The 23,156-nt window shown below is 71.9% G+C and carries 15 protein-coding genes; 4 read left to right on the plus strand and 11 right to left on the minus strand.

The genetic code is table 11. The features are described 5' to 3' along the window. Window positions 1-69 precede the first annotated feature (69 nt). The 3 genes from trxA to NOSIN_RS22265 all read right to left on the minus strand — a co-directional run bounded on the left by trxA (window position 70) and on the right by NOSIN_RS22265 (window position 2,045). Entirely contained in the window at window positions 70-393 is a 324-nt protein-coding gene (trxA, locus tag NOSIN_RS22255) for a thioredoxin (RefSeq protein WP_077692601.1), read from the minus strand. A 72-nt stretch (window positions 394-465) separates the two neighbouring features. Beyond that, window positions 466-1,398: a thioredoxin-disulfide reductase gene (gene trxB / locus NOSIN_RS22260; RefSeq protein WP_077692602.1), complete on the minus strand. Its 933-nt coding sequence runs from the start codon at window positions 1,396-1,398 to the stop codon at window positions 466-468. Between the two features lie 200 nt (window positions 1,399-1,598). Further along, window positions 1,599-2,045 carry a hypothetical protein gene (locus NOSIN_RS22265; RefSeq protein WP_077692603.1) on the minus strand — a complete coding sequence of 149 codons (447 nt, stop codon included), beginning with the start codon at window positions 2,043-2,045 and terminating at the stop codon, window positions 1,599-1,601. 247 nt (window positions 2,046-2,292) lie between these two features. Between NOSIN_RS22265 and NOSIN_RS22270 the strand changes: the two genes are divergently transcribed. Both NOSIN_RS22270 and NOSIN_RS22275 read left to right on the plus strand, forming a co-directional pair. Continuing rightward, window positions 2,293-3,441 carry a sensor histidine kinase gene (locus NOSIN_RS22270; protein WP_077692604.1) on the plus strand — a complete coding sequence of 383 codons (1,149 nt, stop codon included), beginning with the start codon at window positions 2,293-2,295 and terminating at the stop codon, window positions 3,439-3,441. Then, on the plus strand, window positions 3,438-4,130 hold the full coding sequence (locus NOSIN_RS22275; protein ID WP_077692605.1) for a response regulator: 693 nt from the start codon (window positions 3,438-3,440) through the stop codon (window positions 4,128-4,130). The genes NOSIN_RS22270 and NOSIN_RS22275 overlap by 4 nt, the downstream gene beginning before the upstream one ends. 122 nt (window positions 4,131-4,252) lie before the next feature. Here the strand turns inward: NOSIN_RS22275 and NOSIN_RS22280 are convergent, their stop codons facing one another. From NOSIN_RS22280 to NOSIN_RS22305, 6 genes are all read right to left on the minus strand, one after another. Continuing rightward, window positions 4,253-5,128, minus strand: a complete 876-nt coding sequence (locus NOSIN_RS22280) for a hypothetical protein (protein WP_236743414.1) — start codon at window positions 5,126-5,128, stop codon at window positions 4,253-4,255. Next, window positions 5,125-5,751 (minus strand): RNA polymerase sigma factor SigM, encoded by a 627-nt coding sequence (gene sigM / locus NOSIN_RS22285; RefSeq protein WP_077692607.1) that lies wholly within the window; start codon window positions 5,749-5,751, stop codon window positions 5,125-5,127. Before sigM ends, NOSIN_RS22280 begins: the two co-directional genes overlap by 4 nt. A gap of 36 nt (window positions 5,752-5,787) precedes the next feature. After that, window positions 5,788-7,413, minus strand: coding sequence for a protein kinase family protein (locus NOSIN_RS22290; protein WP_077692608.1), 1,626 nt, complete (start codon window positions 7,411-7,413; stop codon window positions 5,788-5,790). 276 nt (window positions 7,414-7,689) lie between these two features. Continuing rightward, window positions 7,690-9,480 carry a murein biosynthesis integral membrane protein MurJ gene (murJ, locus tag NOSIN_RS22295; protein ID WP_077693720.1) on the minus strand — a complete coding sequence of 597 codons (1,791 nt, stop codon included), beginning with the start codon at window positions 9,478-9,480 and terminating at the stop codon, window positions 7,690-7,692. Between the two features lie 153 nt (window positions 9,481-9,633). Continuing rightward, window positions 9,634-11,505, minus strand: coding sequence for a murein biosynthesis integral membrane protein MurJ (murJ, locus tag NOSIN_RS22300; protein WP_077692609.1), 1,872 nt, complete (start codon window positions 11,503-11,505; stop codon window positions 9,634-9,636). A gap of 176 nt (window positions 11,506-11,681) precedes the next feature. Continuing rightward, window positions 11,682-14,342 (minus strand): DUF6049 family protein, encoded by a 2,661-nt coding sequence (locus NOSIN_RS22305; RefSeq protein WP_227015133.1) that lies wholly within the window; start codon window positions 14,340-14,342, stop codon window positions 11,682-11,684. Window positions 14,343-14,661: 319 nt separating this feature from the next. On the opposite strand from NOSIN_RS22305, the gene NOSIN_RS22310 reads away from it, so the two are divergent. After that, the gene (locus tag NOSIN_RS22310) at window positions 14,662-16,161 is read left to right on the plus strand and encodes a CCA tRNA nucleotidyltransferase (RefSeq protein ID WP_077692611.1); all 1,500 of its coding nucleotides are present in this window, start codon (window positions 14,662-14,664) and stop codon (window positions 16,159-16,161) included. Between the two features lie 481 nt (window positions 16,162-16,642). Here the strand turns inward: NOSIN_RS22310 and NOSIN_RS22315 are convergent, their stop codons facing one another. Together NOSIN_RS22315 and NOSIN_RS22320 are read right to left on the minus strand one after the other, a co-directional pair. Then, on the minus strand, window positions 16,643-17,938 hold the full coding sequence (locus NOSIN_RS22315; RefSeq protein ID WP_077692612.1) for an MFS transporter: 1,296 nt from the start codon (window positions 17,936-17,938) through the stop codon (window positions 16,643-16,645). 92 nt (window positions 17,939-18,030) lie between these two features. Further along, window positions 18,031-19,101, minus strand: coding sequence for an inositol-3-phosphate synthase (locus tag NOSIN_RS22320; protein ID WP_077692613.1), 1,071 nt, complete (start codon window positions 19,099-19,101; stop codon window positions 18,031-18,033). Between the two features lie 967 nt (window positions 19,102-20,068). Here NOSIN_RS22320 and NOSIN_RS22325 point away from each other — a divergent pair. Further along, the gene (locus tag NOSIN_RS22325; protein ID WP_077692614.1) at window positions 20,069-23,029 is read left to right on the plus strand and encodes a transglycosylase domain-containing protein; all 2,961 of its coding nucleotides are present in this window, start codon (window positions 20,069-20,071) and stop codon (window positions 23,027-23,029) included. The last annotated feature ends 127 nt before the right edge of the window (window positions 23,030-23,156 follow it).

Raw genomic sequence — 23,156 nt, forward strand, 5'->3', positions numbered from 1 at the left:
CGGTGACTCCCGCCGACACACGAGAGGCCCCCGGAACGCTCCGGGGGCCTCTCGTACGTCGGCCGACGGTTACAGGAAGTCGGCCAGCTCCTTCTCCAGGACGCGCTTGGGCTTGGCGCCGATGAGCTGCTTGACGACCTCGCCGTCCTTGTAGACGTTCATCGTCGGCAGGGACATGACGTTGTACGCACGCGGCGTCTCGGGGTTCTGGTCGGTGTTCAGCTTGACGATCGCGATCTTGTCGCCGTACTCGTCGGCCAGCTTGTCCAGGACCGGGGCCATCTGCTTGCACGGGCCGCACCAGTCGGCCCAGAAGTCCACCAGGACCGGCTTGTCGCTGGCGAGGACCTCCTCCTTGAAGGTGGAGTCGGTGACGTGCTTGACAGTGGACATGGTTCTCCTTGGTTCGACGAAACCGTGGTGACGGGGGCCTGGGGGCGGGTCCTCCGGGAGGGCCCGCCGTGGTCAGCTGCCGTGCTCGGCGAGGTAGCGCTCGGCGTCGAGGGAGGCGGCGCAGCCGGTTCCCGCGGCGGTGACCGCCTGCCGGTACTGGTGGTCGACCACGTCGCCCGCGGCGAAGACGCCTTCGAGGTTGGTGCGGGTGGACGGGAAGTCCACCTTCACGTAGCCCTCGTCGTCGAGCTCGACCTGCTTGTCGAACAGCTCGACGCGCGGGTCGTGGCCGATCGCGACGAACAGGCCGGTCACGTCCAGCGTGCTGGACTCGCCGGTCTTGTTGTCGAGGATGCTCAGGCCGGTGACGCGCTCCTTGCCCAGGACCTCGGTGACCTCCGAGTTCCACAGGAAGCTGATCTTGTCGTTGGCGTGCGCGCGCTCGGCCATGATGCGGCTCGCGCGCAGCTCCTCGCGGCGGTGGACCACGGTCACGGACCTGGCGAAGCGGGTGAGGAAGAGCGCCTCCTCCATGGCCGTGTCGCCGCCGCCGACCACCGCGATGTCCTGGTCGCGGAAGAAGAAGCCGTCGCAGGTGGCGCACCAGGACGTGCCGCGTCCGGAGAGCTCCTTCTCACCGGGCACGCCCAGCTCGCGGTAGCCGGAGCCAGTGGAGAGGATGACCGTGTGGGCGAGGAAGGTCTCACCGCCCGCGACGACCTCCTTGACCGGCTTGGTCAGGTCCACGGAGGTGACGTCCTCCGGGACCAGTTCGGCGCCGAACCGCTCGGCCTGCTTGCGCATGTGGTCCATCAGGTCGGGGCCCATGATGCCGTCGGGGAAGCCGGGGAAGTTCTCGACGTCGGTGGTGTTCATGAGCGCCCCGCCGGCGGTGATGGAGCCCTCGAACACGAGGGGGCGCAGCTCGGCACGGGCGGCGTACACGGCGGCGGTGTAACCCGCCGGTCCGGAACCGATGATGATGACATTGCGGACGTCACTCACGCTTAGGCCCTTCACACAGTCACAGCCCTGGCCACGCGGTGTGACCCCAGGGGAAGATGGTTAGCACAACCGATGGTAGGCGCAGGGCATTCCCGAAAGGACCCCGCCGGATTACGGGGGAGGGGTATGGGCGGCCGTACTCGGGCCGCTCTCGGGCCGGGCGTCGGCCCCGCGCCCGGCCGGGCCCGCCCAGAAGCCCCTCAGGTGCCGCTCCGGCGGCTCCCCAGGGCCGACCGTGCCGCCAGGGCGACCGCGCCCGCGACGAGCCCCCACAGGGCGTTCACGGCCAGCACGGCGACGAGGGCGAACGGGTTGGTGGCCGGCCCCCGGAGTTCTCCGAGCATGATCGGGGACAGGACCGCGCTCAGCACGGTCGCGAACACCGCGTAGGCCAGCCCCGTGTACACCAGGGTGATCAGCGGGCGCGGGACGCGGGCGACCACCACCGCGGCCACCCAGACGAGGGTGACGAGGGCGGTCGTCCCCCACTGGAGGAAGGGGCTCCAGCCCAGCCTCTCGGTGACGCCGGTGATGCTGAGCAGGGGGCGCAGCAGGGCGAGGGCCCCCAGTCCCAGTACCAGCGCCCACGGGACGTCGGAGAACGGACCGGCGGAGCGCGGTTCGGACGGTGTCGGCTGCTGGCTCACGGCTACCTCGCGGACTCGTGTCTGTGACTGGTGCGGTTCGTGGCCGACGTGGTGTGCGACTGGTGCGGTCCTTGGCCGGCGCACGGAACGGGGACGCCTCCGACGCTAGGGACGCGGCCCCGCCCGCGCGTTCGCCGGGGGACCCCGGCCCCTACGCGCCCCGGCCCCCACGCCCTACGTCCGGACGCGTAGCGGCGCGGGCCCGTGGTCCCGGGCCGGGCGGGGACCCGCTCCGTAGAATCGGCGCATGTCCAGTGACCGCCAAGGCCTCGTCGTCGACGCGCTCCTCGGGTTCGCCGTCTTCGCCGTGGTGGCGATCGCCGTTGGGTCCGACGTCAGCGACAGGGGGAACCTGCCCCTGGGCTACGCGATGGCCGCCGTGCTCGGCGCGCTCATGCTGGTCCGCCGCCACCGGCCGGTCGCGGTCCTGGCGGCCACCTCGGTCCTGGTCATCGCCAACTACGTGCTCGACCTGCCGACCATCGGCCTGGCGGTCCCGGTGGCCGCCGCGCTGTACTCGGCGGCGGAGGCGGGCCGGGCCTCCTGGGCCGCCTCCGCCGCGGCCGCCCTGGTGGGGATCTCCACCGCGGCGCGCCTGGGGGAGGGGCAGGACCCCGCCTACCTCCTGGGGTACGAACTGGCCTCCACCGTGGCCGTCATGGGCGCCGCCGTCGCCCTGGGCCACGTGCAGTGGCAGCGCCGCCGGTCCGACCTCCAGCGTGCGCGGATCACCGCTCTGGACCGGCAGGCGCGCGAGTCGGAGTCGGCCGAGCGCCTGGCGCTCGAACGCACCCGCATCGCCCGGGACCTGCACGACGCCGTGGGACACCACCTGTCCGTGGTGTCCCTGCACACGGCGGTGGCCGCCGAGGCCCTCGGCGACGACCCCGCGGACGTGCCCGGCGCCCGGTCCGAGCTGGAGCACGTCGCGCAGGCGGCCCGGGCCGGACTGCGCGAACTGCGCGCCACCGTGCGCGCGCTGCGCGACGCCGACCCGGGCGAGGACCGGGTCTCGTCCCTGGCGCACCTGGGCGAACTGGTGGAGACGGTCCGCGCGGCCGGGGTGGACGTGGCGGTGTCCGGCGCCCCGGAGCCGGGGGAGGTGCCGGGCATGGTGGACGCGACCGCCTACCGGATCGTCCAGGAGGCGCTCACCAACACGCTGCGCCACGCCCGCGCCCGCCGGGCGCGGGTGGGCTTCACGAGGGAGGACGGAGTGCTCGACGTGACGGTGACCGACGACGGGCCGGCCGCACCGGCCGGCTCCCCGGCCGGCAGCGGACTGGCGGGGATGCGCGAGCGGGTGCGCCTGGTCGGCGGATCGGTGGAGGCGGGTCCCAGGCCCGGGGGCGGGTTCGGTGTGCACGCACGGCTGCCCCTCGGGGGTGACCGGTGATCCGGGTCCTGCTCGTGGACGACCAGCCCCTGGTGCGCACCGGTGTGCGCGCCCTGCTGGAACGGGACGGGGGGATCGGGGTGGTCGCCGAGTCCGGGAACGGCCGCGAGGCGCTCGTGGACATCGACCGGTACCGGCCGGACGTGGTCCTGCTCGACCTCCAGATGCCCGCGATGGACGGGCTCGCCGTGCTCCGTGAACTGGGGCGCCGGGCCGACAGGTCGCCAGGGGGACATGTCGACACGTCGACGGACCGGCGCACCCGTGTGGTGGTCCTCACCACGTTCGGCGAGGACGACAACGTGTTCGCCGCGCTCCGGCTGGGCGCCTCCGGCTTCCTGCTCAAGGACGCCGGCCCCGGGGAGCTCAGGGAGGCGGTGCGCACGGTCGCGGCGGGGGAGGCACTGCTCTCCCCGGGGGTCACCCGCCGGGTGATCGAGCGGCTCGCCGACACCTCGGTCGATCCGGAGGCGGCGGCCCGCCTGAACGTGTTGACCGGCCGGGAGCGGGACGTGCTCGCACTGGTGGGCCGGGGCATGTCGAACCAGGAGATCGGCGCCGAGCTACACCTGAGCCCGGCGACCGCCCGCACCCACGTGGGCCGTGTGCTGGCCAAGCTCGGGGCCCGCGACCGGGTGGGCCTGGTGGTGATCGCCTACGAGACGGGTCTGGTCCGCCCCGGCGGGTGAGGGGAGGGTCGGAACGCGTCGACAGGTCGCCGTGGGGACACGCCCACACGTCGACACGTCGACACGTCGACACGTCGACACGTCCGTACGTCGACACGTCACCCCGGCGGCTCTCCGGGGTCTCAGGGGGCCTGGACGGTCCCCTGGTCGAGGACGCTCTTCGCCGTGTCGCCGCCCTGGGCGCAGCGCGGGTCGACCACGTACACCTCGTACCGCTCGCCCCGGGGAGCGAACAGCACCCATGCCCGGGAGCCCCCGTCGCCGTAGGAGGCGTCGTCCACCAGGGTGAAGCGCGTCCCGAACTCCTCGCCGAGAAGCAGGGCGCACTCCTCCACCCCGGCGGGCACGGGCTCCACCGGAGCCATGGGCTCGACGCCCTCGGAGGAGGGCGCGCCCCCCACGGGGGACCGGTCGAGCGTCAGGGCGGCCTGCTCGGGCAGGGACGCGTCGGTGTAGACGGTCTCGCTCCGCACCACCTGCGGCGTGTAGGACTGAGCGGCCTCCGGAGCGGCCTCCCCGCCCCCCTCCTCCTGGAGCGGGGCGGCGACGCCACTGGACTGGTCCGCGGCCGGGGAGAGCATGCCGTTGAACACGGCCGCGCCGCCGCCACCGATGACGACCGCGGCGGCGGCCACCATCATCAGCTTCGGCATGAAGCCCGGACCGTGCCCGCGCCTGCGCCTGCGGGAGAGGGGGACCACCGTGGCGCCGGAGGCCGGGGCCCCGGCGGCGGGAGCCGCGTCGTCTCTCGCGGGGCTCTCGGCGGCGCGTTCGCGCACCGCCTCGGCGATGCGCCGGTCGAGGAGGTCGGCGACGTCCCGGGGCATGGCGGGAGCCGGTGCGGCGGCCAGCGCCTCGCCGACCCCGGTCAGTTCGTCCAGGGTCGACGCGCAGGTCGCGCAGGTGTCTATGTGGGATGCGACGGTGCGTTCCTCGTCGGGCTCCAGAAGCTCCTCGGCGAAGAATGCGAGTGCCTCCACATCTGGGTGGGACGTCACGATGGGTTGGCACCTCCTCTCCCAGTTGTGACGTCTCCGGGGTGCTGAGGGTTCCTCAGATGGGCCAGTGAGGGCAGAAGTTTGGCGCGACCTCGCGCACACCTGCTCTTGACCGTCCCCGACGCGACGTCCAGGATCTCGGCGGCCTCCTCCACGCGGTAGCCGAGCATGTCCACGAGGGTCAGTGCCATGCGCTGGTCCAGCGGGAGCAGCTCCAGGGCGGCGTGCACGTCCATGCGCGCCTCCGTCTGCGAGGCGTGGTCCGGGGCGCCGCCCATGCGGCCGAGCCGCTCGTTGGACATCACGTCCAGGGTCGAGTCCTCGGTGGGGGTGGCCGGGCGCACCTTGCGGCGGCGCAGCCGGTCGTGGCAGGCGTTCACCACGATCCGGTGCATCCACGTGCTCACCTGCGACTCGCCACGGAATCGGTCGGCGGCGCGGAACGCGGACAGGAACGCGTCCTGGAGCGCGTCGGAGGCCTCCTCGGGGTCGCCCATCATCCGCACGGCGACAGCCCAGAGGCGCTCACGGTGACGACGCACCAGGACCGCGAAGGCCTGGTCGTCACCCTGAGCGTGCCTCGTCAACAGCTCCCGGTCAGGAAGCTCCTGGACGGCGTCCATCAGCGCTGATCACATATCCCCACACATCGGCGTCCGTCAGAGGCCGCGTACCTCGACCTCATTGATGGTCCCACGCCATTTGCCGTCGTCGTTGGGCAGCTTCGTGAACCAGATCAGCACGTACTGCCCGGACGCGCCCTCGTCGAGGGAGACGGTCGTGGAGCCGCCCACCGTCTCCTGCGTGACGGCGGGGAGGTTGGCGTCCAGACTGCTCTGGTCGCCGACCGACTTGTCGTCGCCGACCCGGATCTCCACCGGGTACTCCAGTTCGGGCATCTCCAGGACGACCTCGTGGACCTCCTGGCTGGAGCCCAGGTCCAGCAGCAGGCCGACGCCCCCCTTCTGCATCTCCAAGGGGTCCCAGTAGCCCTGGGTGCTCCAACCGGTGGAGGGGTCGCCGTCGTAGGCCTTCGGGGCGTTCTCCGAGTGCTCCTCGCCGTCGCCGCCCGGCAGCGGGTCGAAGCCCTCGGCGCCGGCGATCTCCAGGCCGCTCAACTCGGGACCGTCGTCCTGTGTCTCCTCCGCGGCGCCGCCACCGGAAGAGGTGTCGTCTCCGCTGGAGCGCATCATCACCCCGACCGTCCAGGCGCCCGCGACCACGGCGGCGAACAGCACCACCGCGAGCGCGCCGATCAGGAGCTTCCTGGCGGAGGGCTGTGCGCGGGCGTCCCGCCGGTCCATCCGGGAGGGGGCCGGGCGCTCCGCGCGCTGTACGTCCTCGCTCCTGTGCGTGCTCCCGCCCCGCTGGGCGCCTCCGCCCCGCTGCGCCGCCGCGCCGTTGCGGGCGCTGCGGCGGGGACCGGAGCCTGTGCTGTCGAACTCGCCGGTGCGGCGGGAGGTCCCCGGCTCGGGCGGCGGGGTCGACTCGGCGGGGGAGACGGGGAGGGGGATGAGCCGGGGCACCTCGGCCATGGCCGCGCAGAACTCGGCGGGGGAGGTGATCGGCGGTCCGGGCACCACCTGCCCCGCGAGGTGCGGCAGGGCCGCGCGCGTGGTGATGGTTCCCAGGGGCTCGGTGATGCCCCGCCGGATCTGGTGCGGCGGGTAGGGGCCCGCCGAACCCTGCGGCGCGGCGGGCAGGCCGCTCTGCGGGCCGCCGGGCCAGTGCCCGGTGAGCGCCGCGTAGAGCAGGTTGCCCAGGCCCTGGGCGTCGGCCGCCGCGGGGTCGGCGACACCGTTGCCCAGCAGTGCGGCGTCCACGCCGATGCCGGTCACCTTGACCGCGCCCCCGCTGCTCCACATGAGCTTGCTCGGGGTCAGGCACAGGTGGTGCAGGCCCCCCGCGTGCGCGGCGGCGATGGCCTCGGCCGCCTCGGCGACCAGGCCGGCGGCGCGCTCGGACTCCATGGGGCCCTGCGCGAGGAGGTCGGCGAGGGAGGAGCCGATGACCCACTCCTCGACGACGTAGGGGACGGGGGCGGAGTCGTCCGCGTCGAAGACCTGTGTGACGCGGGCGTCGGGGATGCGGCTCGTGGCCCGGGCGGCGCGCACGACCTCGGACGTGCGCGGGAAGCCCTCGGTGAAGGTCCACACCGCGACGGGTCGCGCGAGGGTCTCGTCGGTGGCCTTCCAGCGGGTGGCTCCGCCGGTCTCGCTCACCACCTGGTCGAGGCGGTAGCGGTTGGCCAGCTTCGCCCCGGGTTCGATGAGGAAGGTGCTCATGATGGGAGTGACGGGTGCCAGTGCCGTTGTTGCGCGCGTTCCCGGGCTCCGCGGTCACCTGTGGACCGGAGCGGTACGGGGTACGTGCGTGGGGGTCGGCCCTGACTGCTGTCCCCAGCCTCCCTTCGGGCAGCTCGGATGAACATTGCTGTAGCGGTAAAGCGATGCCTGTCCATGCTAGGACGCCTGAACAGCATCTTCGGAGGGCATCGGGTACTCATCCACCTTCTGGGGCGTAACGGCACATGACCACCCAACATCGTCTGTTCCTGGTGATCAGCGGCGTAGCAGTCGTGTTTTGAGCAAATCGAGGAATGACGTGACTTCGGTCACATTGAGAAATCTGGCGGTGAGCACGAACAGTACTGCACCGACGGCACCGCCCGCCGCCATCGACGTCAGAGCGGGCCAGACGTCGCCCGGCAGGTCCCGGAAGAGGTGGATCATCACCGCCCCGAAGACCGCTGCCGGGACGGTCGCCAGGTACAGCCTGAACAGTGTGGCCGCGGTCCGGCGGCCGTCCAGGCCGTTCAGCCGCCGGTGCAGCAGGAACCACATGGTGACGGAGCCCACGACGTAGTACAGGCCGTAGGGCACCGGCAGCCACACCACGACGTACTGCGGCTCCACGAGGAACAGCAGGCCGACCGCGGTGACGGCGTGGGCGGTCTCGGCGGGGATCGACACCAGGGCCGGGGTCCGGGTGTCGCCCAGCGCGTAGAACACGCGCATCTGGAGCTGGAACAGCGTGAACGGGATCAGCATCAGGCAGAAGACCATGAGGATCCGCCCGATCGCCGCAGCGTCCTGCGCGCTCGTGCTGCCCTGCGCGTAGATCAGCACGCAGAACGGGATCGCGAAGACGATCATCGCGACCGAGATCGGCACGATCAGTACCGACGACAGCCGGAAGCCGCGCGAGAAGTCGCTGCGCACCTGGTCCTTGCGGCCCGCCGCGACGTGCTCGCTCATACGCGGCAGCAGAGCGGTGATCACCGAGACCGCGATGACCGCGTACGGAAGCTGGAACAGCATCGACGCGAACTTGTACGCCGCGATACCCGCGCCGGAGTCGAAGCCCGCCTCGGCGGCGCGGGCACCGGCCCGCGTCGCCACGTTGGTGGACACGAGCGCGCCCAGTTGCGCCACGACGATGTAGAGCATCATCCACGAGGCGGCGCCGGCCGCCTCGCCCAGTCCCGAGCCCCGCAGGTCCAGGCGGGGCCGCCAGCGGAAGCCCGCAGCGGCCAGCGCCCACACCAGGACGGCGGCCTGGACGACCTGGCCGGCGGCCGTGCCCAGTCCCAGCAGCATCAGCTCGCCGGAGGTCACGCTCGACGGGTCCCGGCCCGGCCCCGCCAGCTCCAGGAACCACAGGCCGACGCCGATGATGACCAGGTTGTTCAGCACCGGCGCCCACATGGGTGCGCCGAACCTGTTGCGCGCGTTGAGCATCGCGCTGGCCAGGCCGCTCGCGCCGATGAAGAAGATCTGCGTGACCAGGTAGCGGGCCAGGACGACCGAGACCTCGTACTGGTCCCCGGAGAACCCGCCCGCGTAGATCCGGATGAACCACTCCGCGATCAGCACCGACACCAGGGTGAGCGCGAACAGCGCCAGCAGCATCAGCGTGACCAGGCGCTGCTCGATCCCGTTCCCGCCGTCGGCGTCCAGCTTGCGCCGCTTGACCAGGAACGGCACGAACACGCTCGCCAGCAACCCGCCGATGAGCAGGTCGTAGACCATGTACGGGACCATGCCCGCCGTCTGGTAGGCGTCGCCCAGCAGTTGGGTGCCGATCGCCGCCGCCAGGATGATGGTGCGGACGAACCCCGTCACCCGGGAGACGACGGTGCCCAGCGCCATGACCGCGCTGGACTTGGCGATGTTGCCCGGCGCGGTGTGGGCGCTGCCGCCGATCTCGTCGCCGTCCTCCAGGCCGGCCCTGTCCGCGGTGCCCACGTCACCGATGTCGCTCGGGTCCCGAAGCGTCCTCAGCCCCGTCTCGGGCTCGGTGTCCGGCTCGTCGTGCTCGTAGGTGTCGAGCACGTCCTCCGGCATGACCATGTGCCGCCGACGGAGGTCGCGGCCCCCCGGCGGGTCGGCCTCCGCCGGAGGCACGTGTTGTGACTGGTCGCTGGACACCGTCGGGCTGTCCTTACTCTCGGGCTGGCGGCTTGGGGCCTCGGCGGGTCAGGGCCGGGGAGGACGGTTACGGCATCAACGACGCAGGCGGCCGCGGACCAGTTCCACCGCCGCGCTCAGCTCCGGAACGCGCAGCAGCCGCGCGGAGCCGAGGAAGAGCAGTGCGCCGAGGGCGCACCCGGCGACCGGGGCACCGACGTAGGTGGCCAGGCCGGGGCCGACATAGGAGTCGAAGGCCCAGAGCACACCCAGTCCGGCCGCGATGCTCGGAAGGACGGCCAGGTGCAGGCGCAACATTGTGCCAAGGATGTGCCTTCCGTCAAGACCCCCGATGCGCCGGCTCAGCACCATGCCGGCGATGGTCAGGCCGGACAGGAACGAGACCATGAAGCCCGCGGCCACGCCCACGACCACGTTGGCCGGGGGAAGCAGCAGGTAGGAGGCCAGGGCCAGACCGCTGTGGACGGCCAGGTTGGCGATGGCGATCATCGCGGGGGTACGGGTGTCGCCCATGGCGAAGAACACGCGCAGCATCAGTTGGAACACGGTGAACGGCACCAGGCCCAGCGACATGACCGCGAGGATCTGCCCGATGTTGACCGCGTCGGCCACCGAGGTGGAGCCGCGGGCGAACGCCAGGACGGCCAGCGGCTCGGCGAACATCGCCACCGCGAACGCGGTCGGCACCAGGACGAACGCGGAGGTGCGCAGTGTGCGGGAGAAGTCCGAGCGCACCGAGTCCCAGTCGTGGTCGTCGGCGTGGGCGCTCATCCTGGGCAGGAGCACGGTGATGAGGGAGACCGCGATGATCGCGTACGGCAGTTGGAAGAGCTGGTACGCCAGGTTGTAGGCGCTGATGCCCGCACCGACGTCGAGGCCCTGCCTGATGCTCGCCACGTTCGCGGCGTTGGCGATGTTGGTGGTGATCCACAGCCCCGCCTGGGTGAGGAGGGTGTAGAGCATCATCCACCCGGCGGTGCGCACGGCCTCGCCGAGCCCGGAGCCGCGCAGGTCCAGGCGGGGGCGCCAGCGGTAGCCGGTTCGGGTGAGGGCGACGAACAGCACGAGCGCCTGGAGCACCATGCCGCCCGCGGTACCCGCGCCCAGCAGGACGAGCTGGCCCTCGGTGACGGTCTCCGGGGTGCGTCCGGGGCCGGCGACCAGCAGGAACATCCCGGCCACGGACATGATGACGATGTTGTTGAGCACCGGGGCCCACACGGCCGCGCCGAACCTCCCCCGGGTGTTGAGCATGGCGCTCAACAGGCCGCTCAGGCCCACGAAGAAGATCTGCGCGAGCAGGAACCTCGCCAGGTAGACCGACGTGTCGAACTGGGCCTCGGTGAACTGGGATCCGTACAGCCAGATGAGGAGCTCGGCGGCCAGGATCGCGGCCGTGGTGAGGACGAACAGCGCCAGCACCGTGGTGGTGAACAGGCGGTTCTCGGTGGCCCTGCCGCCGTCCGCGTCGTTCTTGCGCCGCTTGACCAGGAACGGGATGATGACGCTGGCCATCAGCCCGCCGATGAGCAGGTCGTTGAGGATGAACGGGATCGTGTGCGCGGTGTGGTAGGCGTCACCGAGCAGGTGGGTGCCGATGGCCGCGGCGAGCACGATGGTGCGGGCGAACCCGGTGATCCGGGAGGCCAGGGTGCCCACGGCCATGATGACGCTGGAGCGCATCATGCCGCCGCCGGAGTCCGGGCCGCTGTCGGAGTCCGCGTCGAAGCCGGTGCCCGGCCCCCGGCCGGAGCCGTCGTCGTCACCGGCCGCGGTGTCGGAGGAGGGGTCGGACTCGGGCGCCGTGGCTGTTCTCGGCAGCTTGCCGTCCTCGAAGGACGGCACGGGGCCGCCGCCGGGGCGGGTCGCGGTCTCGCCCGGGAGCGGGTCCTCGGACTGGGGGGAACGGCGGTGCTGCCCGCCGTCGCTCGAAGAGTCGGTGACCACCGTGGATCAGGGTTCCTTTCGTCCGACTGGGGAATGTCCGGCCGCGGCGCCGTCGTTCGGCTTCCGCGGCTCGGGTACACGTGCGGCGTGTACCGGCATGGAGACGTATGGGTGTGTCGACATGGCGTCCTGTCGGTAAGGGGCCGTGTCACCCACCGGTCAGCCGGGGCGCGGGGTCACTTTCCCCTGCCGCCCGTGTTCCGCTCCGCGTGGTCCCTCTCGGGCACCGCGGCGGAGTCCTGGCCCTCCGGGTGCGGCGAGTCCGGGTCCCGGTCCTCGGGGTCCTGCCCGCCGCCGTCCCGGCCGGCCTCCCGGGTCTCCTCCGGGGAGCCGCCGGGGACGTCATCGTCCGAGGCGCGTTCGCCCCGGTCCTCCTCGCCCGGAGCCCCGTCGCCGGGGGTACCGCTGTCGGGGGCTCCGTCGCCGGGGGCTCCGTCGCCGGGGGTACCGCCGCCGGGGGTACCGCCGCCGGGAGTCCCGTCGCCGGGAGCCCCGCCGTCCTGGTCCTCCCCGGCGGAGGCCTCCTCGGCGGGGGCACCGGGCCGCGACCTCCCGCGCACCCACTTGCGCAGCGCGCGCGGGGCCAGCGCGGCGATCAGGATCAGCATGCCGATACCGCTGATGATCAGCGCCTGGGTGCCCAGACCGGTGGCGTTCACCGGGATCTCGGTGGCCTGGCTGATCGGCTCGCCCTCGGCGTTCTGCAGGCTCACGTTCAGGACCGTGCGGCCGTTGATCCGCGCCGACAGCGGCACGTACACCGTGGTCTTGGCGCCGGGCGCGATCTCGAAGGAGTGGTTGTACTCGCCGACGCTCAGCCGCTCGGAGTTCTCCGAGAAGACCGACAGGTGCACGAACACGGCCTCGTCCTCCAGGTCGTTGGCGACCAGGATGCCGGTGGTACCGGTCCGGCTGGCCAGGGTGACCGGCTCACCGGGGATGACCCGCACGTCGTTCGTGCGGTCCCGCACCGTCTCCGCGACCAGGGAGCGGGTGAGGCCCGCCAGGGCCTCCTTCTCCCGCCAGTACACCGACTCCAGGCGCAGCAGCGCCGGACGGAACGGGTCGCTGTCGTCGACCAGGATGCTGTTGAACAGCCGCACGTCCCGGCTCACGTCCTGGACCTGGTCCAGGTAGGTGGAGCTGAGCTCCCCCTCGGCCGCGCTGTCGGGGTAGTCGAGGGGCCCACGGACATCCTCGCGCTCCTCGGGGACGGGCATTTCGATCGAGTCCAGCGGCTTCGGGGACAGCCACGGCAGGTCGTCGGAGGCGGCCAGTACACCCTGTGCGAACTCCTGGCCGGGGTTCCACCCGGAGTCCGGTGAGGCGACGACCACCCGGTCGCCCGCGGAGTCCTCGCCCGCGATCATCGCGGTCTCGGCGGCGAAGCGCTGGAGGGCGAGCTCGGACTGGCCGGGTCCCCGCGTCGGCATGGACAGCACGTCGGCGATCCCGGAGTCGGAGACCAGCGCGAAGGGCTCCTCGTCGGATTCGGTCTCCGCCTCGGGCAGCGGGGCCTGCGCGCCGGGAGTCGTGGACGCCCAGGAGGCCGTGGGCACGGCCCTCTCGTCCAGCAGGAAGCGGGTGGCGCCGTGCGTGGCGAGCAGTTCGTAGACGCTCTGGTCCATCAGGCCGTTCGGGGGCAGGGCGAAGGTCTCGTCCGCCTCCAGCCCCAGCGTCCGCAGGACCGCCTCCTGGGCGACCCGGAGGGAGGCCTCGGCGTCGGCGTCCATGTCGTTGCGCAGCAGGGAGGCCAGGTCGCTGTTGGCGTAGGGGGTGGCCACCACGGTCTCCTGGGCCAGCACGCCGCGCGCCTCGCGCAGCCACACCTGGGCGGCCTCGCTCACCGGGGTGCCGTGCCGGACCGGCTCGCCCTCGGCGGGCACGGTGAGGGCGTCCTCCAGGACCTCGTGGTCGGCGCTGGCCATACGGAGGATGTCGTCGAGCGTGCCGGGGTCGACCGCCCAGGTGACGGGGACGCCCTCGGCGCCGTCGGCGTCCTCCGGCTCCTCCTGGGCGCCGCCGCCGTCCTCGGTGTCCGCCTCCCCGCCCTCGGTGGCCTCCTCGGTGGGCAGGGCCTCGGCGGTCTCCTCCGCGGTGGCGCCGCCGTCCGTGGGCGGATCCCCGGGGGTCTCGTTCAGGCCGAGCTCCTCGGCCAGGTCCCCGTCACCGGCCTCGAAGGACAGCGGCGTCTGCGCGCCCGCGGCCAGCAGGCGGCCCAGGCGGCCGTCGGCGGTGACGGCCCGGTGCAGGTCGTCGCTGAGGAAGGTGTCCTCGTCCGCGCGCTGGGGCGGTGCCATCAGCGGCCACACCCAGGCGATGTCGACGGAGGGCACGTCCTCGTCCTTCCCGCCCGTGTAGGGGAGGAAGGTGTGCTGGGCGCCGACGACGCTCCCGTCGCCGTCCACCGCCTCGACGACGAGGGGGTACACGCCGTAGGAGGCCAGTTCGAGCTCCTCGACCGGCACGCTCAGGGAGTACCCCTCGCCGGCCCCGGGCGACAGCTCCCCGGTGACGTCCTCGTCCGGCCCCCGGGCGTCGGGCTGCCAGCCCTGGCCCGAGGCGAACCCGTCCAGCTCCTCGCGGTCGCTGAAGGGGTGCCGCGAGTAGCGGATCCGCACGGTGACGTCGTGGAGGCTCTCGGAGGTGGTGTTGGTCACCTCGCCCGTGACCCGCAGGGTGCTGTCCTCGTCGGCGGCGTCCGGCGTGACACGCTCGACGACGAGCGGCTCCGCGGCCCCGTCGTTCTCGGGCTCCGCGTGCGCGGGCGTGGCCGGTATCGGGAACAGCGCGGTGGTCATGGCCGTGACCACCGTCGCGAAGGCAAATCGACGCAACGCTTGACCGGTTTCCTGATTCGGGTCCAGGGAGCCGTCCCACCGGGCTGCGGTGGAGGGGACGGACGAAAAGTGCCCGCACGGCACACACTGCGTACGCGGGTCGGGTGGACGCGGGACAACCGCGGCGTCCTACCACTCCACCCGAAGATACCGTCTTCCCCGTACCGCGGGTCGGGTCGGCGCGTGGCGCGTGGCGGAAGCCCACCCTCTCACCGGACGGTGGGATCCACCAGGGCCGTGTCCTCACGTGTGCGGCGCGGTTCCACCCGGGGGAAACGATTCGCGGTTTGCTTCGGGCGCCGCCTACCCTCGTGGTGTGCCGAACACAGAGTTTTCGCATGAGAGCGACACCGCCCAGCAGCAGAGCGCCGAGGCATCCCGGGAGGCGGGAGAGCTGACCGGTGCGCAGCGGGCGGCGATCACGGCGTTGGCCGACTCCTTCCCGATCGTCTCGGAGGAACTCGGCGACCGCTTCGCCGCGCAGGACCAGCAGCTCGCCCTCGTCGGCGGTCCGGTGCGCGACGCGCTTCTCGGCAGGCCCTCCAACGACGTCGACCTGACCACCGACGCGGTGCCCCAGCGCATCCTGGAACTCGTGGACGGCTGGGCCGACGCCGTGTGGACCGTCGGCATCGACTTCGGCACGGTGGGGCTGCGCAAGAAGGGCCTCCAACTGGAGATCACCACCTACCGCAGCGAGTCCTACTCGCCCAAGTCGCGCAAGCCCGAGGTGTCCTACGGCACCGACATCCACGACGACCTGCTGCGGCGCGACTTCACCGTCAACGCCATGGCGGTGCGCCTGCCGAGCCTGGAGTTCGTCGACCCGTTCGGCGGCCTGGCCGACCTGCGGGCGAAGGTGCTGCGCACCCCCGGCCGGCCGGAGGACTCCTTCAGCGACGACCCGCTGCGCATCATGCGCGCGGTCCGCTTCGCCGCCCAGCTCGGCTTCGCCCTGGCACCCGAGGTGGTCGAGGCCGCACGGGATATGGCCGACCGGCTCTCCATCGTCTCCGCCGAGCGCGTGCGCGACGAGCTGACCAAGCTGATGCTCAGCCCGAACGCGCGCCGCGGTGTCGAGCTGATGGTGGAGCTGGGCATCGCCGAGTACGTGCTTCCGGAGATCCCCAGACTGCGGCTGGAGATCGACGAGCACCACCGGCACAAGGACGTGTACGAGCACTCGCTCACCGTCCTGGACCAGGCCGTCGAGCTGGAGGGGAAGCGGGGCCACGAGCCCGACCTGGTGCTGCGCCTGGCGGCGCTGCTGCACGACGTCGGCAAGCCCAAGACGCGGGCCTTCGAGTCCGGCGGCCGGGTGACCTTCCACCACCACGAGGTGGTGGGCGCCTCGATGAGCCGCAAGAGGCTCACCGCGCTGCGCTTCTCCAAGGACGTGGTGTCCGACGTCAGCACCCTGGTCGGCCTGCACCTGAGGTTCCACGGGTACGGCAAGGGGGAGTGGACCGACTCCGCCGTGCGCCGCTACGCCCGCGACGCCGGATCCCAGCTGGAGCGGCTGCACATCCTCACCCGGGCCGACTGCACCACCCGCAACCGGCGCAAGGCGGCGGCGCTGGCGCGCTCCTACGACGACATCGAGCGGCGCATCGAGAAGCTCGCCGAACAGGAGGAGCTGGACCGCATCCGCCCGGACCTGGACGGCAACGAGATCCAGCAGGTCCTCGGGGTCGAGCCGGGGCCCGTGGTCGGCCGCGCGTACCGCTTCCTGCTGGAGCTGCGCCTGGAGAACGGGCCGATGGGCAAGGAGGCCGCGACCGAGGAGCTGCGCGCCTGGGCCGCCGAGCACATGTGAGGCCCGGCGGCCGGCCCGGGGAGCCGGGGCGCGTCCGGCGGACACGCCCCGGCGGCGCGTACGGCCTCCGGCTCCACCGCGAGAGGACGGATCGACCTGTCGACATACCGCCAGGTCGCCAGGTCGCCAGGTCGACATACGGTCATACCGCCGGATCCCCAGGCCCTGCTCGGTGGACCCGGTCCTGTGCCACCGCACAGCGAGGGCGCCGACGGGGTTCTGGAGGTCCCGCAGGTGCGTCCGTGAGGTACGAGCGGGTGCACCGTAGGGGCCGAAGGTTCCCGTGCCTGCGGCGCCCGAGTACGAGGAGGAGCGCGGCGGAGCCTCAAGGACGACACAGCGAGGGCGCCGACGGGGCTGCCGGAGGTTCCGCGGGTGCGCCTGTGAGGTACGAGCGGGTGCACCGTAGGGGCCGAAGGTTCCCGTACCCGCGGCGTCCGAGCACGAGGCGAAGCGCGGCGGAGCCTCAGGGAAGCACCGCCTAGGCCGACTCCCGTTCCGCCTCGGGCTCGGGGGCCCGGTGCCCCCGGACGGCCCAGGCGGCACCCATCGCCAGGTAGGCGGCGGCCATCAGGGCGACCACGGCGGGACCGACCCCCGACGGCGGCACCAGCACGGTCGACAGCGCCGCGCCCAGCACGAACGTGGCGTTGAACAGCACGTCGTACACCGAGAACACCCGGCCCCGGAACGCGTCGTCGACATGTCGCTGAACCAACGTGTCGACCGTGACCTTCACCCCCTGCGAGACGAAGCCCAGCGCGAACGCGGCCACCGGGAACAGCGCGGCCTCGAAGGGCAGCGCGAACACCAGCAGGACCGCCGACGCCGCCGCGAGCTGTAGGGCGATCCACGTCCCCGGCGCCATCCGGGCGGTCGCCCACGGCGTGGCCACCGCACCGAGGAGGAACCCCGCCCCGGACAGGCCCATCGCCACCGAGAAGCCGGCCAGCCCGGCCACGCCGCCGTCGGTGAACGTGTTGTTGTACAGCAGCAGCGTCACCAGGGTGGAGATCCCGAACAGCACCCGGTGGCCGCCGATCGTGGCCAGCGCGTCCCGGGGCGCCGGGCGCGCCCAGACGTGCCGCACCCCCGACACCATGCCCCGCACCACGTCGTCGACGGCCGTGCGGACCTCCTCGGGTTCCCGTTCCAGGTGCGGGCCCAGCTCCCGGTACCCGAGGGTCAGGGAGACCAGCGCGGCACCGGCGAAGCCGAGCGCGGCCACGAACAGGACGAATCCGGCCCCCAGGGCGCCGTCGCCGCCCAGGAGCCCGAGCGCGGCACCGGTCCCGGCGCCGAGGAAGCTCGCCGCGGTGCCGCTGGTCGGCGTCACCGCGTTGGCCATCATCAGCTTCTCCCGGGGCACCACGTACGGCAGCCCGGCGGACAGCCCGGACAGGAAGAAGCGGTTGACGCTCAGGACCAGGAGCGCGGCGACGAGGAAGGCCGGTCCGTCACCGCCCGACACCAGGAGCGCGCTCACCACCGCGAGCGCCGCCTTGGACAGGGAGGAGAGCAGCAGGACCTGGCGGCGGGGCCACCGGTCGATCAGCACCCCGGCGAACGGCGCCACCACCGAGAACGGCAGGAGCAGCACCGCGAAGGCCGCCGCGACGGCCCCGGCGCTGGTGTGCTGCTCGGGGTTGAAGAAGACGAAGCCGGCCAGCCCGGCCTGGTAGACCCCGTCGGAGAACTGCGAGGCCAGCCGGGTACCGAACAGCCGGCGGAACCGGGACCCCTGGAGGACCGTGCGCAGATCGCCGAAGAAGGACACACCACCAGGGTAGGACGCGCCCGGGCCGTGCGGGCCCCGGCGGCGGCGGTCCACGGCCCTCCCGACGGGGACCGCCGCGCCCCTCGGACGCGCTACTCGCCCGCGATGAAGCTCTCGACCTTGGCGTGCGCCTCGGAGTCGCTGTACTGGACGGGCGGGGACTTCATGAAGTAGGAGGACGGCTCCAGGAGCGGGCCGCCGATCCCGCGGTCCTTGGCGATCTTCGCCGCGCGGACCGCGTCGATGATGATGCCCGCGGAGTTGGGGGAGTCCCAGACCTCCAGCTTGTACTCCAGGTTCAGCGGCACGTCGCCGAACGCGCGGCCCTCCAGGCGGATGTAGGCCCACTTGCGGTCGTCCAGCCACGGCACGTGGTCGGAGGGGCCGATGTGCACCGATCCCGCCTTCAGCTCGTGCGGGATCTGGGAGGTGACCGACTGCGTCTTGGAGATCTTCTTGGACTCCAGGCGCTCGCGCTCCAACATGTTCTTGAAGTCCATGTTGCCGCCGAAGTTGAGCTGGTACGTGCGGTCCACGATCACGCCGCGGTCCTCGAACAGCTTGGACAGCACACGGTGGGTGATGGTCGCGCCGATCTGCGACTTGATGTCGTCGCCGACGATCGGCACGCCGGCACGGGCGAACTTGTCGGCCCACTCGGGGTCGGAGGCGATGAACACCGGCAGGGCGTTGACGAAGGCCACACCCGCGTCGATCGCGCACTGGGCGTAGAACTTGCCGGCCTCCTCCGAACCCACCGGGAGGTAGGAGACGAGGACGTCGGCCTTGCTGGCCTTGAGGGCGGCGACCACGTCCACCGCGTCCTCGGGGGACTCCTGGATGATCTCGCGGTAGTACTTGCCCAGACCGTCGTAGGTCGGGCCCCGCATGACGGTGACGCCGGTCGGCGGCACGTCGCAGATCTTGATGGTGTTGTTCTCGCTGGCCGTGATGGCGTCGGCCAGGTCGTGGCCGACCTTCTTGGCGTCCACGTCGAAGGCGGTGACGAACTCGATGTCGCTCACGTGGTACGGGCCGAACTGCACATGCATGAGGCCGGGTACCCGGGACTCGGGGTTGGCGTCCTTGTAGTAGTGCACGCCTTGGACGAGCGACGCCGCACAGTTGCCGACGCCCACGACGGCTACACGTACCGAACCCATTGGTCCTTGCTCCTTCTTCTTCGCGAACATGGATCCCGCGGCGCGTGACGACGGGTTCCCGCGCCCGACGGCGGTACGGGGGTCTCGTCGTCCCGCGCTCGCTTCCCGTATGTGGTCAGCAGCGCACACGGCGTTTCTGTTCCCACCCGTCGCCCTCCACCGCCCTCAACGGACGCCTTCGGCGCGGTTCTCTTCTACCGTCGCCCTCCACCGCCCTCAACGGACGCCTTCGACGGCGGTTCCCTCCACCTGCCCGGGGAACGCAAGGGGGGAACGTGCATGTCTGGCTGTTTTGTTCAGCTCTGACTCTATCCCTGCCCACTCACGGCTCCGCATGTCAGACCACCGACACGCGAACGCGAACGGGGCCCTGCCCGCCCGTCACCGGCGGTGAACCCCCGGGGTACTGCGGGGAAAATCTCACGTGGCCGCCTCCACCTGCGCCGACGGGGGAGACGACCTCGTGCATGTGTGTCCGGGTCTGCCTACCATCGTCCGACCCCTCCGTGCTGAACTGGCGCTACGGGCGATTCCCGGCCGGTCATGGTCAGATGTCCCATGTCGCGCGATAACCTCGCGCGTGGGTTGTGCTATACCGTTCGATCGCTCTAACGTGACCTGTGATTTGCGTGCGTAGCCGGTAGAGCCCCCGGACCCAGTCCCTGCCTCGGCGGTGTTCCGTCGGCGCGGGGCACCGACGGAGCCGTGCTCCCGCAGGCCACTGACAGGAGGAACAAGCGGCTAACGTCTGCGCGACCTGTTGAAAACCCCCGCCCGCCCCTGGGCGTCCTTTTATCAAGCCTTGAACGACAGGCAGAACAAGTGGACGCGGCCACCCGGGCCGCTCCACGCCGGTCACCGCGAGAAAGAACAGGTCGCGGACCACCGATCCCCCAGGGGGACCGTCCCCCCGTTTCCACCAAGGAATCGTCAGGCCGACCGGCCGTGAGAGGCAATCGAGGACCACGTGAGTACCGAACGACGACGGAATGCCGAGGGCGACCGTCGCCGGGCCGAGGGCCCGGTCGACGGTTCACGCGGCAGCGGCGGACGGCGCAGGGCCGGCGGTCCTGCGCGGGACGAACGTGCCGGAGGACGCCGACGCGCGGACGCCGAAGGCGGGTTCTGGGGAGACGGCGCAGGACCCGAGCGCCCGCGACGCGGCCGCCCCCCGGAGCAGGAGGCGCGTTCCGAGGGCCGCGCCCCCCGGCGCCGCCCCGACGGCGAGCTTCCGCGCCGCCGCTCCGAGGGCGAGCGCCCCAGGCGCCCCCAGGACGGGGAGGCGCCCCGCCGTCGCCCCGAGGGCGAGCGCCCCAGGCCTCCCCAGGACGGTGAGCGCCCCCGCCGCCGTCCCGAGGGCGGGCGTGCGCGCCGCCCGGAGGGACAGCGGCGCCGTCCGGACGAGGACCCCCGCGGCCGCCGCAGGGCGGCGGCGGGCGGACCGCGTGATCCCCGTGACCGCGGCCGTGACCGTGAGAACGCCGCACGCTCCGAGGGCCGCCGCGCCCCGGGGCGCGGCACACGCGCCGCCGGCGGCGGCGGAGGCCGGGGCGGCAGCCGCCGCCGCGGACGCGGTGACGAGGAGCCGGACGACCGCCCCTGGTTCAAGCGCTTCATGTCCAAGGCGTGGAAGCCCGCCCTGGTCACCCTCGGCCTGATGATCATCGGCGGTGTGGCCGCCTTCGCGATCCTGTACGCCACGGCCCCCGACGTCGGTGAGCTGAAGACCAAGGCGGAGACCGAGATGTCCGCCACCCAGATCATGTGGGCCTCCAAGGGCGACGAGAAGCCCGAGGTCGCGGTCACCACGGGCGAGGTCAGGCGCGTCGAGGTCCAGTACGAGGACATCCCGCCGACGGTCATCAACGGGGTGCTCGCCGCCGAGCAGCGCACCTTCTTCACCGACCCCGGTATCAGCATCACCGGTATCGGGCGCGCCGTCCTCTCCGGCGGTGAGGCCGGCGGTGGCTCCACCATCACCCAGCAGATGGCCCGGGGCTACTACAGCAACCTGGACTCGAGCAACAGGTACGTCCGCAAGGTCAAGGAGATCTTCATCTCCATCAAGCTCAACCAGCAGATGGAGAAGGAGGAGATCCTCACGACCTACCTCAACACCATCTACCTCGGCCGCAACGCCTCGGGCATCGCGATGGCGTCCCAGGCCTACTTCGGCAAGGACCTGAGCGAGCTGACCGACGCGGAGGGCGCCTTCCTCGGCATCATCATCCAGATGCCCAGCAACTTCGACGACAACGAACTGGGCCCCTGGACCGAGAAGTACCTGAACGAGGAGCGCTGGCCCTACGTCCAGAACCAGCTGGCGCTCATGCACGAGGAGGACCCGAGCCTCGGCCTGCCCAGGGAGAAGGCAGAGGCCCTGGAGATCCCCGAACGGATCCCGTACGGAGTCGAGGAGGGCGAGGAGGCGGAGACCGACCCCAAGTTCGGCTACGTGCGCCAGGCTGTCACCGACGAGATCATCGAGCGCTACTCCCAGGCGGGCATCACCGCCGAGGACATCGCCACCGAGGGCCTCGTCGTGCAGACCTCGCTGGACCCCGAGCTCATGGACGCCGCGCGCGGTGCCTTCGACATCCTGCCGGCCACCCCCGAGGACACGATGATGGGCCTGACCGCGGTCGACCCCGCCACGGGTGAGATCGTCGCCTTCCACGGAGGCGACAACTCGGTCGAGGACGTCAACAACTCGCTGATCCACCGGACACAGGCGGGATCGTCGTACAAGCCCTACGTGCTCGCCACCGCGCTCAGCAACGGCATCAGCCTCAAGAGCAAGTTCGACGGCGACTCGCCCCAGGAGTTCCCCGGCCTCCAGAGCGAGGTCATCAACGCGGGCAACACCAGCTACGGGCCGGTGAACCTGGTCAAGGCCACCGCCGACTCGATCAACACCCCGTTCGTGAAGCTGGCGTCGGTGCTGGGCGCGCAGACCGTGGACGCCCTCGCGGTCAAGGCCGGGGTGGCCGAGGAGCAGACCACGACCTCCACCCAGGGGCCCCTGGTCGCGCTGGGCACCCACCAGGTGAGCACGCTGGACCAGGCCACCGGCTACTCGACCTTCGCGGCCGGGGGAACGCACCGCCCGGCGCACATGGTCACCGAGCTGCGTACGTCCGAAGGCACGGTCATCCAGCCCGACGACGCCGAGAAGCTGGAGAGCGGCACCAGGGTGGTCGACGAGGGCGTCGCAGCCGACGTCACCTACGCCATGACCCAGGTGGTCGACGGCGGCGGTGGCAGCAACGCCGCACTGCCCGACGGGCGTCCTGTCGCGGGCAAGACCGGTACCTCCAGCGACGCGGTCTCCGCGTGGTTCGTGGGCTACACGCCGCAGTTGGTCGCGGCGGTCGGCCTGAGCCGGGAGAAGGCCACCGACACACTGCAGTTCGACGGCCAGACCGCGGACCAGATCTACGGTGGCACCACCTCGGCCAAGGTGTGGCGCGAGTTCATGATGGTCGCCATGGAGGGCGTCGAGCCGAAGCAGTTCCCGCCGCCGCAGTACGTCGGTGCGGAGGAGAACTACCTGCCCACGCCGAGCCCGAGCCCCGAGGAGCCCTCGGACGAGCCCTCGGACGAGCCCTCGGACGAGCCCTCCGACCAGGAGAGCGAGACCGAGTGCGACCCGGACCACCCGGGCCAGGGGCAGCCGTGCCCGTCGGACGAGCCGACCAACGAGGAGTGCCCCCCGTTGGACTTCGAGTGCCAGGGCGAGGGGGAGCCCGAGCCCCCGCAGGGGTGCGACGGCCGGAACCCGCCCGACGAGTGTGAGACCACCCAGCCGTCCGACCAGCCCACGGTGGAGGGCGAGGAGAACGGAGGAGACCAGGGCGGTCTCTTCGGCCGGACCGGCGCCAGTGGTGGTGAGACCGGCAGGAGGGCCGTTCTGACCCGCGAGGACTGACGCGGTCCACGACGGAGGCGGCGGGGGCCGGTGCGCGGAGGAGCGCACCGGCCCCCGCCCGTGTCGGGGCCGTCCACAGGCGGCACCGGGTGGTACGCGCCTGCTGGTAATCTTGACTCTCGTATGG

The organism is Nocardiopsis sinuspersici (assembly GCF_001998325.1).
Lineage (GTDB): Bacteria > Actinomycetota > Actinomycetes > Streptosporangiales > Streptosporangiaceae > Nocardiopsis > Nocardiopsis sinuspersici.

What these genes read in the sequence shown, in the direction of transcription:
- trxA (WP_077692601.1), bottom strand. Translation starts at nt 393, where the DNA reads ATGTCCACTGTCAAGCACGTCACCGACTCCACCTTCAAGGAGGAGGTC.
- NOSIN_RS22270 (WP_077692604.1), top strand. Translation starts at nt 2,293, where the DNA reads ATGTCCAGTGACCGCCAAGGCCTCGTCGTCGACGCGCTCCTCGGGTTC.
- sigM (WP_077692607.1), bottom strand. Translation starts at nt 5,751, where the DNA reads ATGGACGCCGTCCAGGAGCTTCCTGACCGGGAGCTGTTGACGAGGCAC.
- NOSIN_RS22290 (WP_077692608.1), bottom strand. Translation starts at nt 7,413, where the DNA reads ATGAGCACCTTCCTCATCGAACCCGGGGCGAAGCTGGCCAACCGCTAC.
- murJ (WP_077693720.1), bottom strand. Translation starts at nt 9,480, where the DNA reads ATGGTCATGCCGGAGGACGTGCTCGACACCTACGAGCACGACGAGCCG.
- NOSIN_RS22320 (WP_077692613.1), bottom strand. Translation starts at nt 19,101, where the DNA reads ATGGGTTCGGTACGTGTAGCCGTCGTGGGCGTCGGCAACTGTGCGGCG.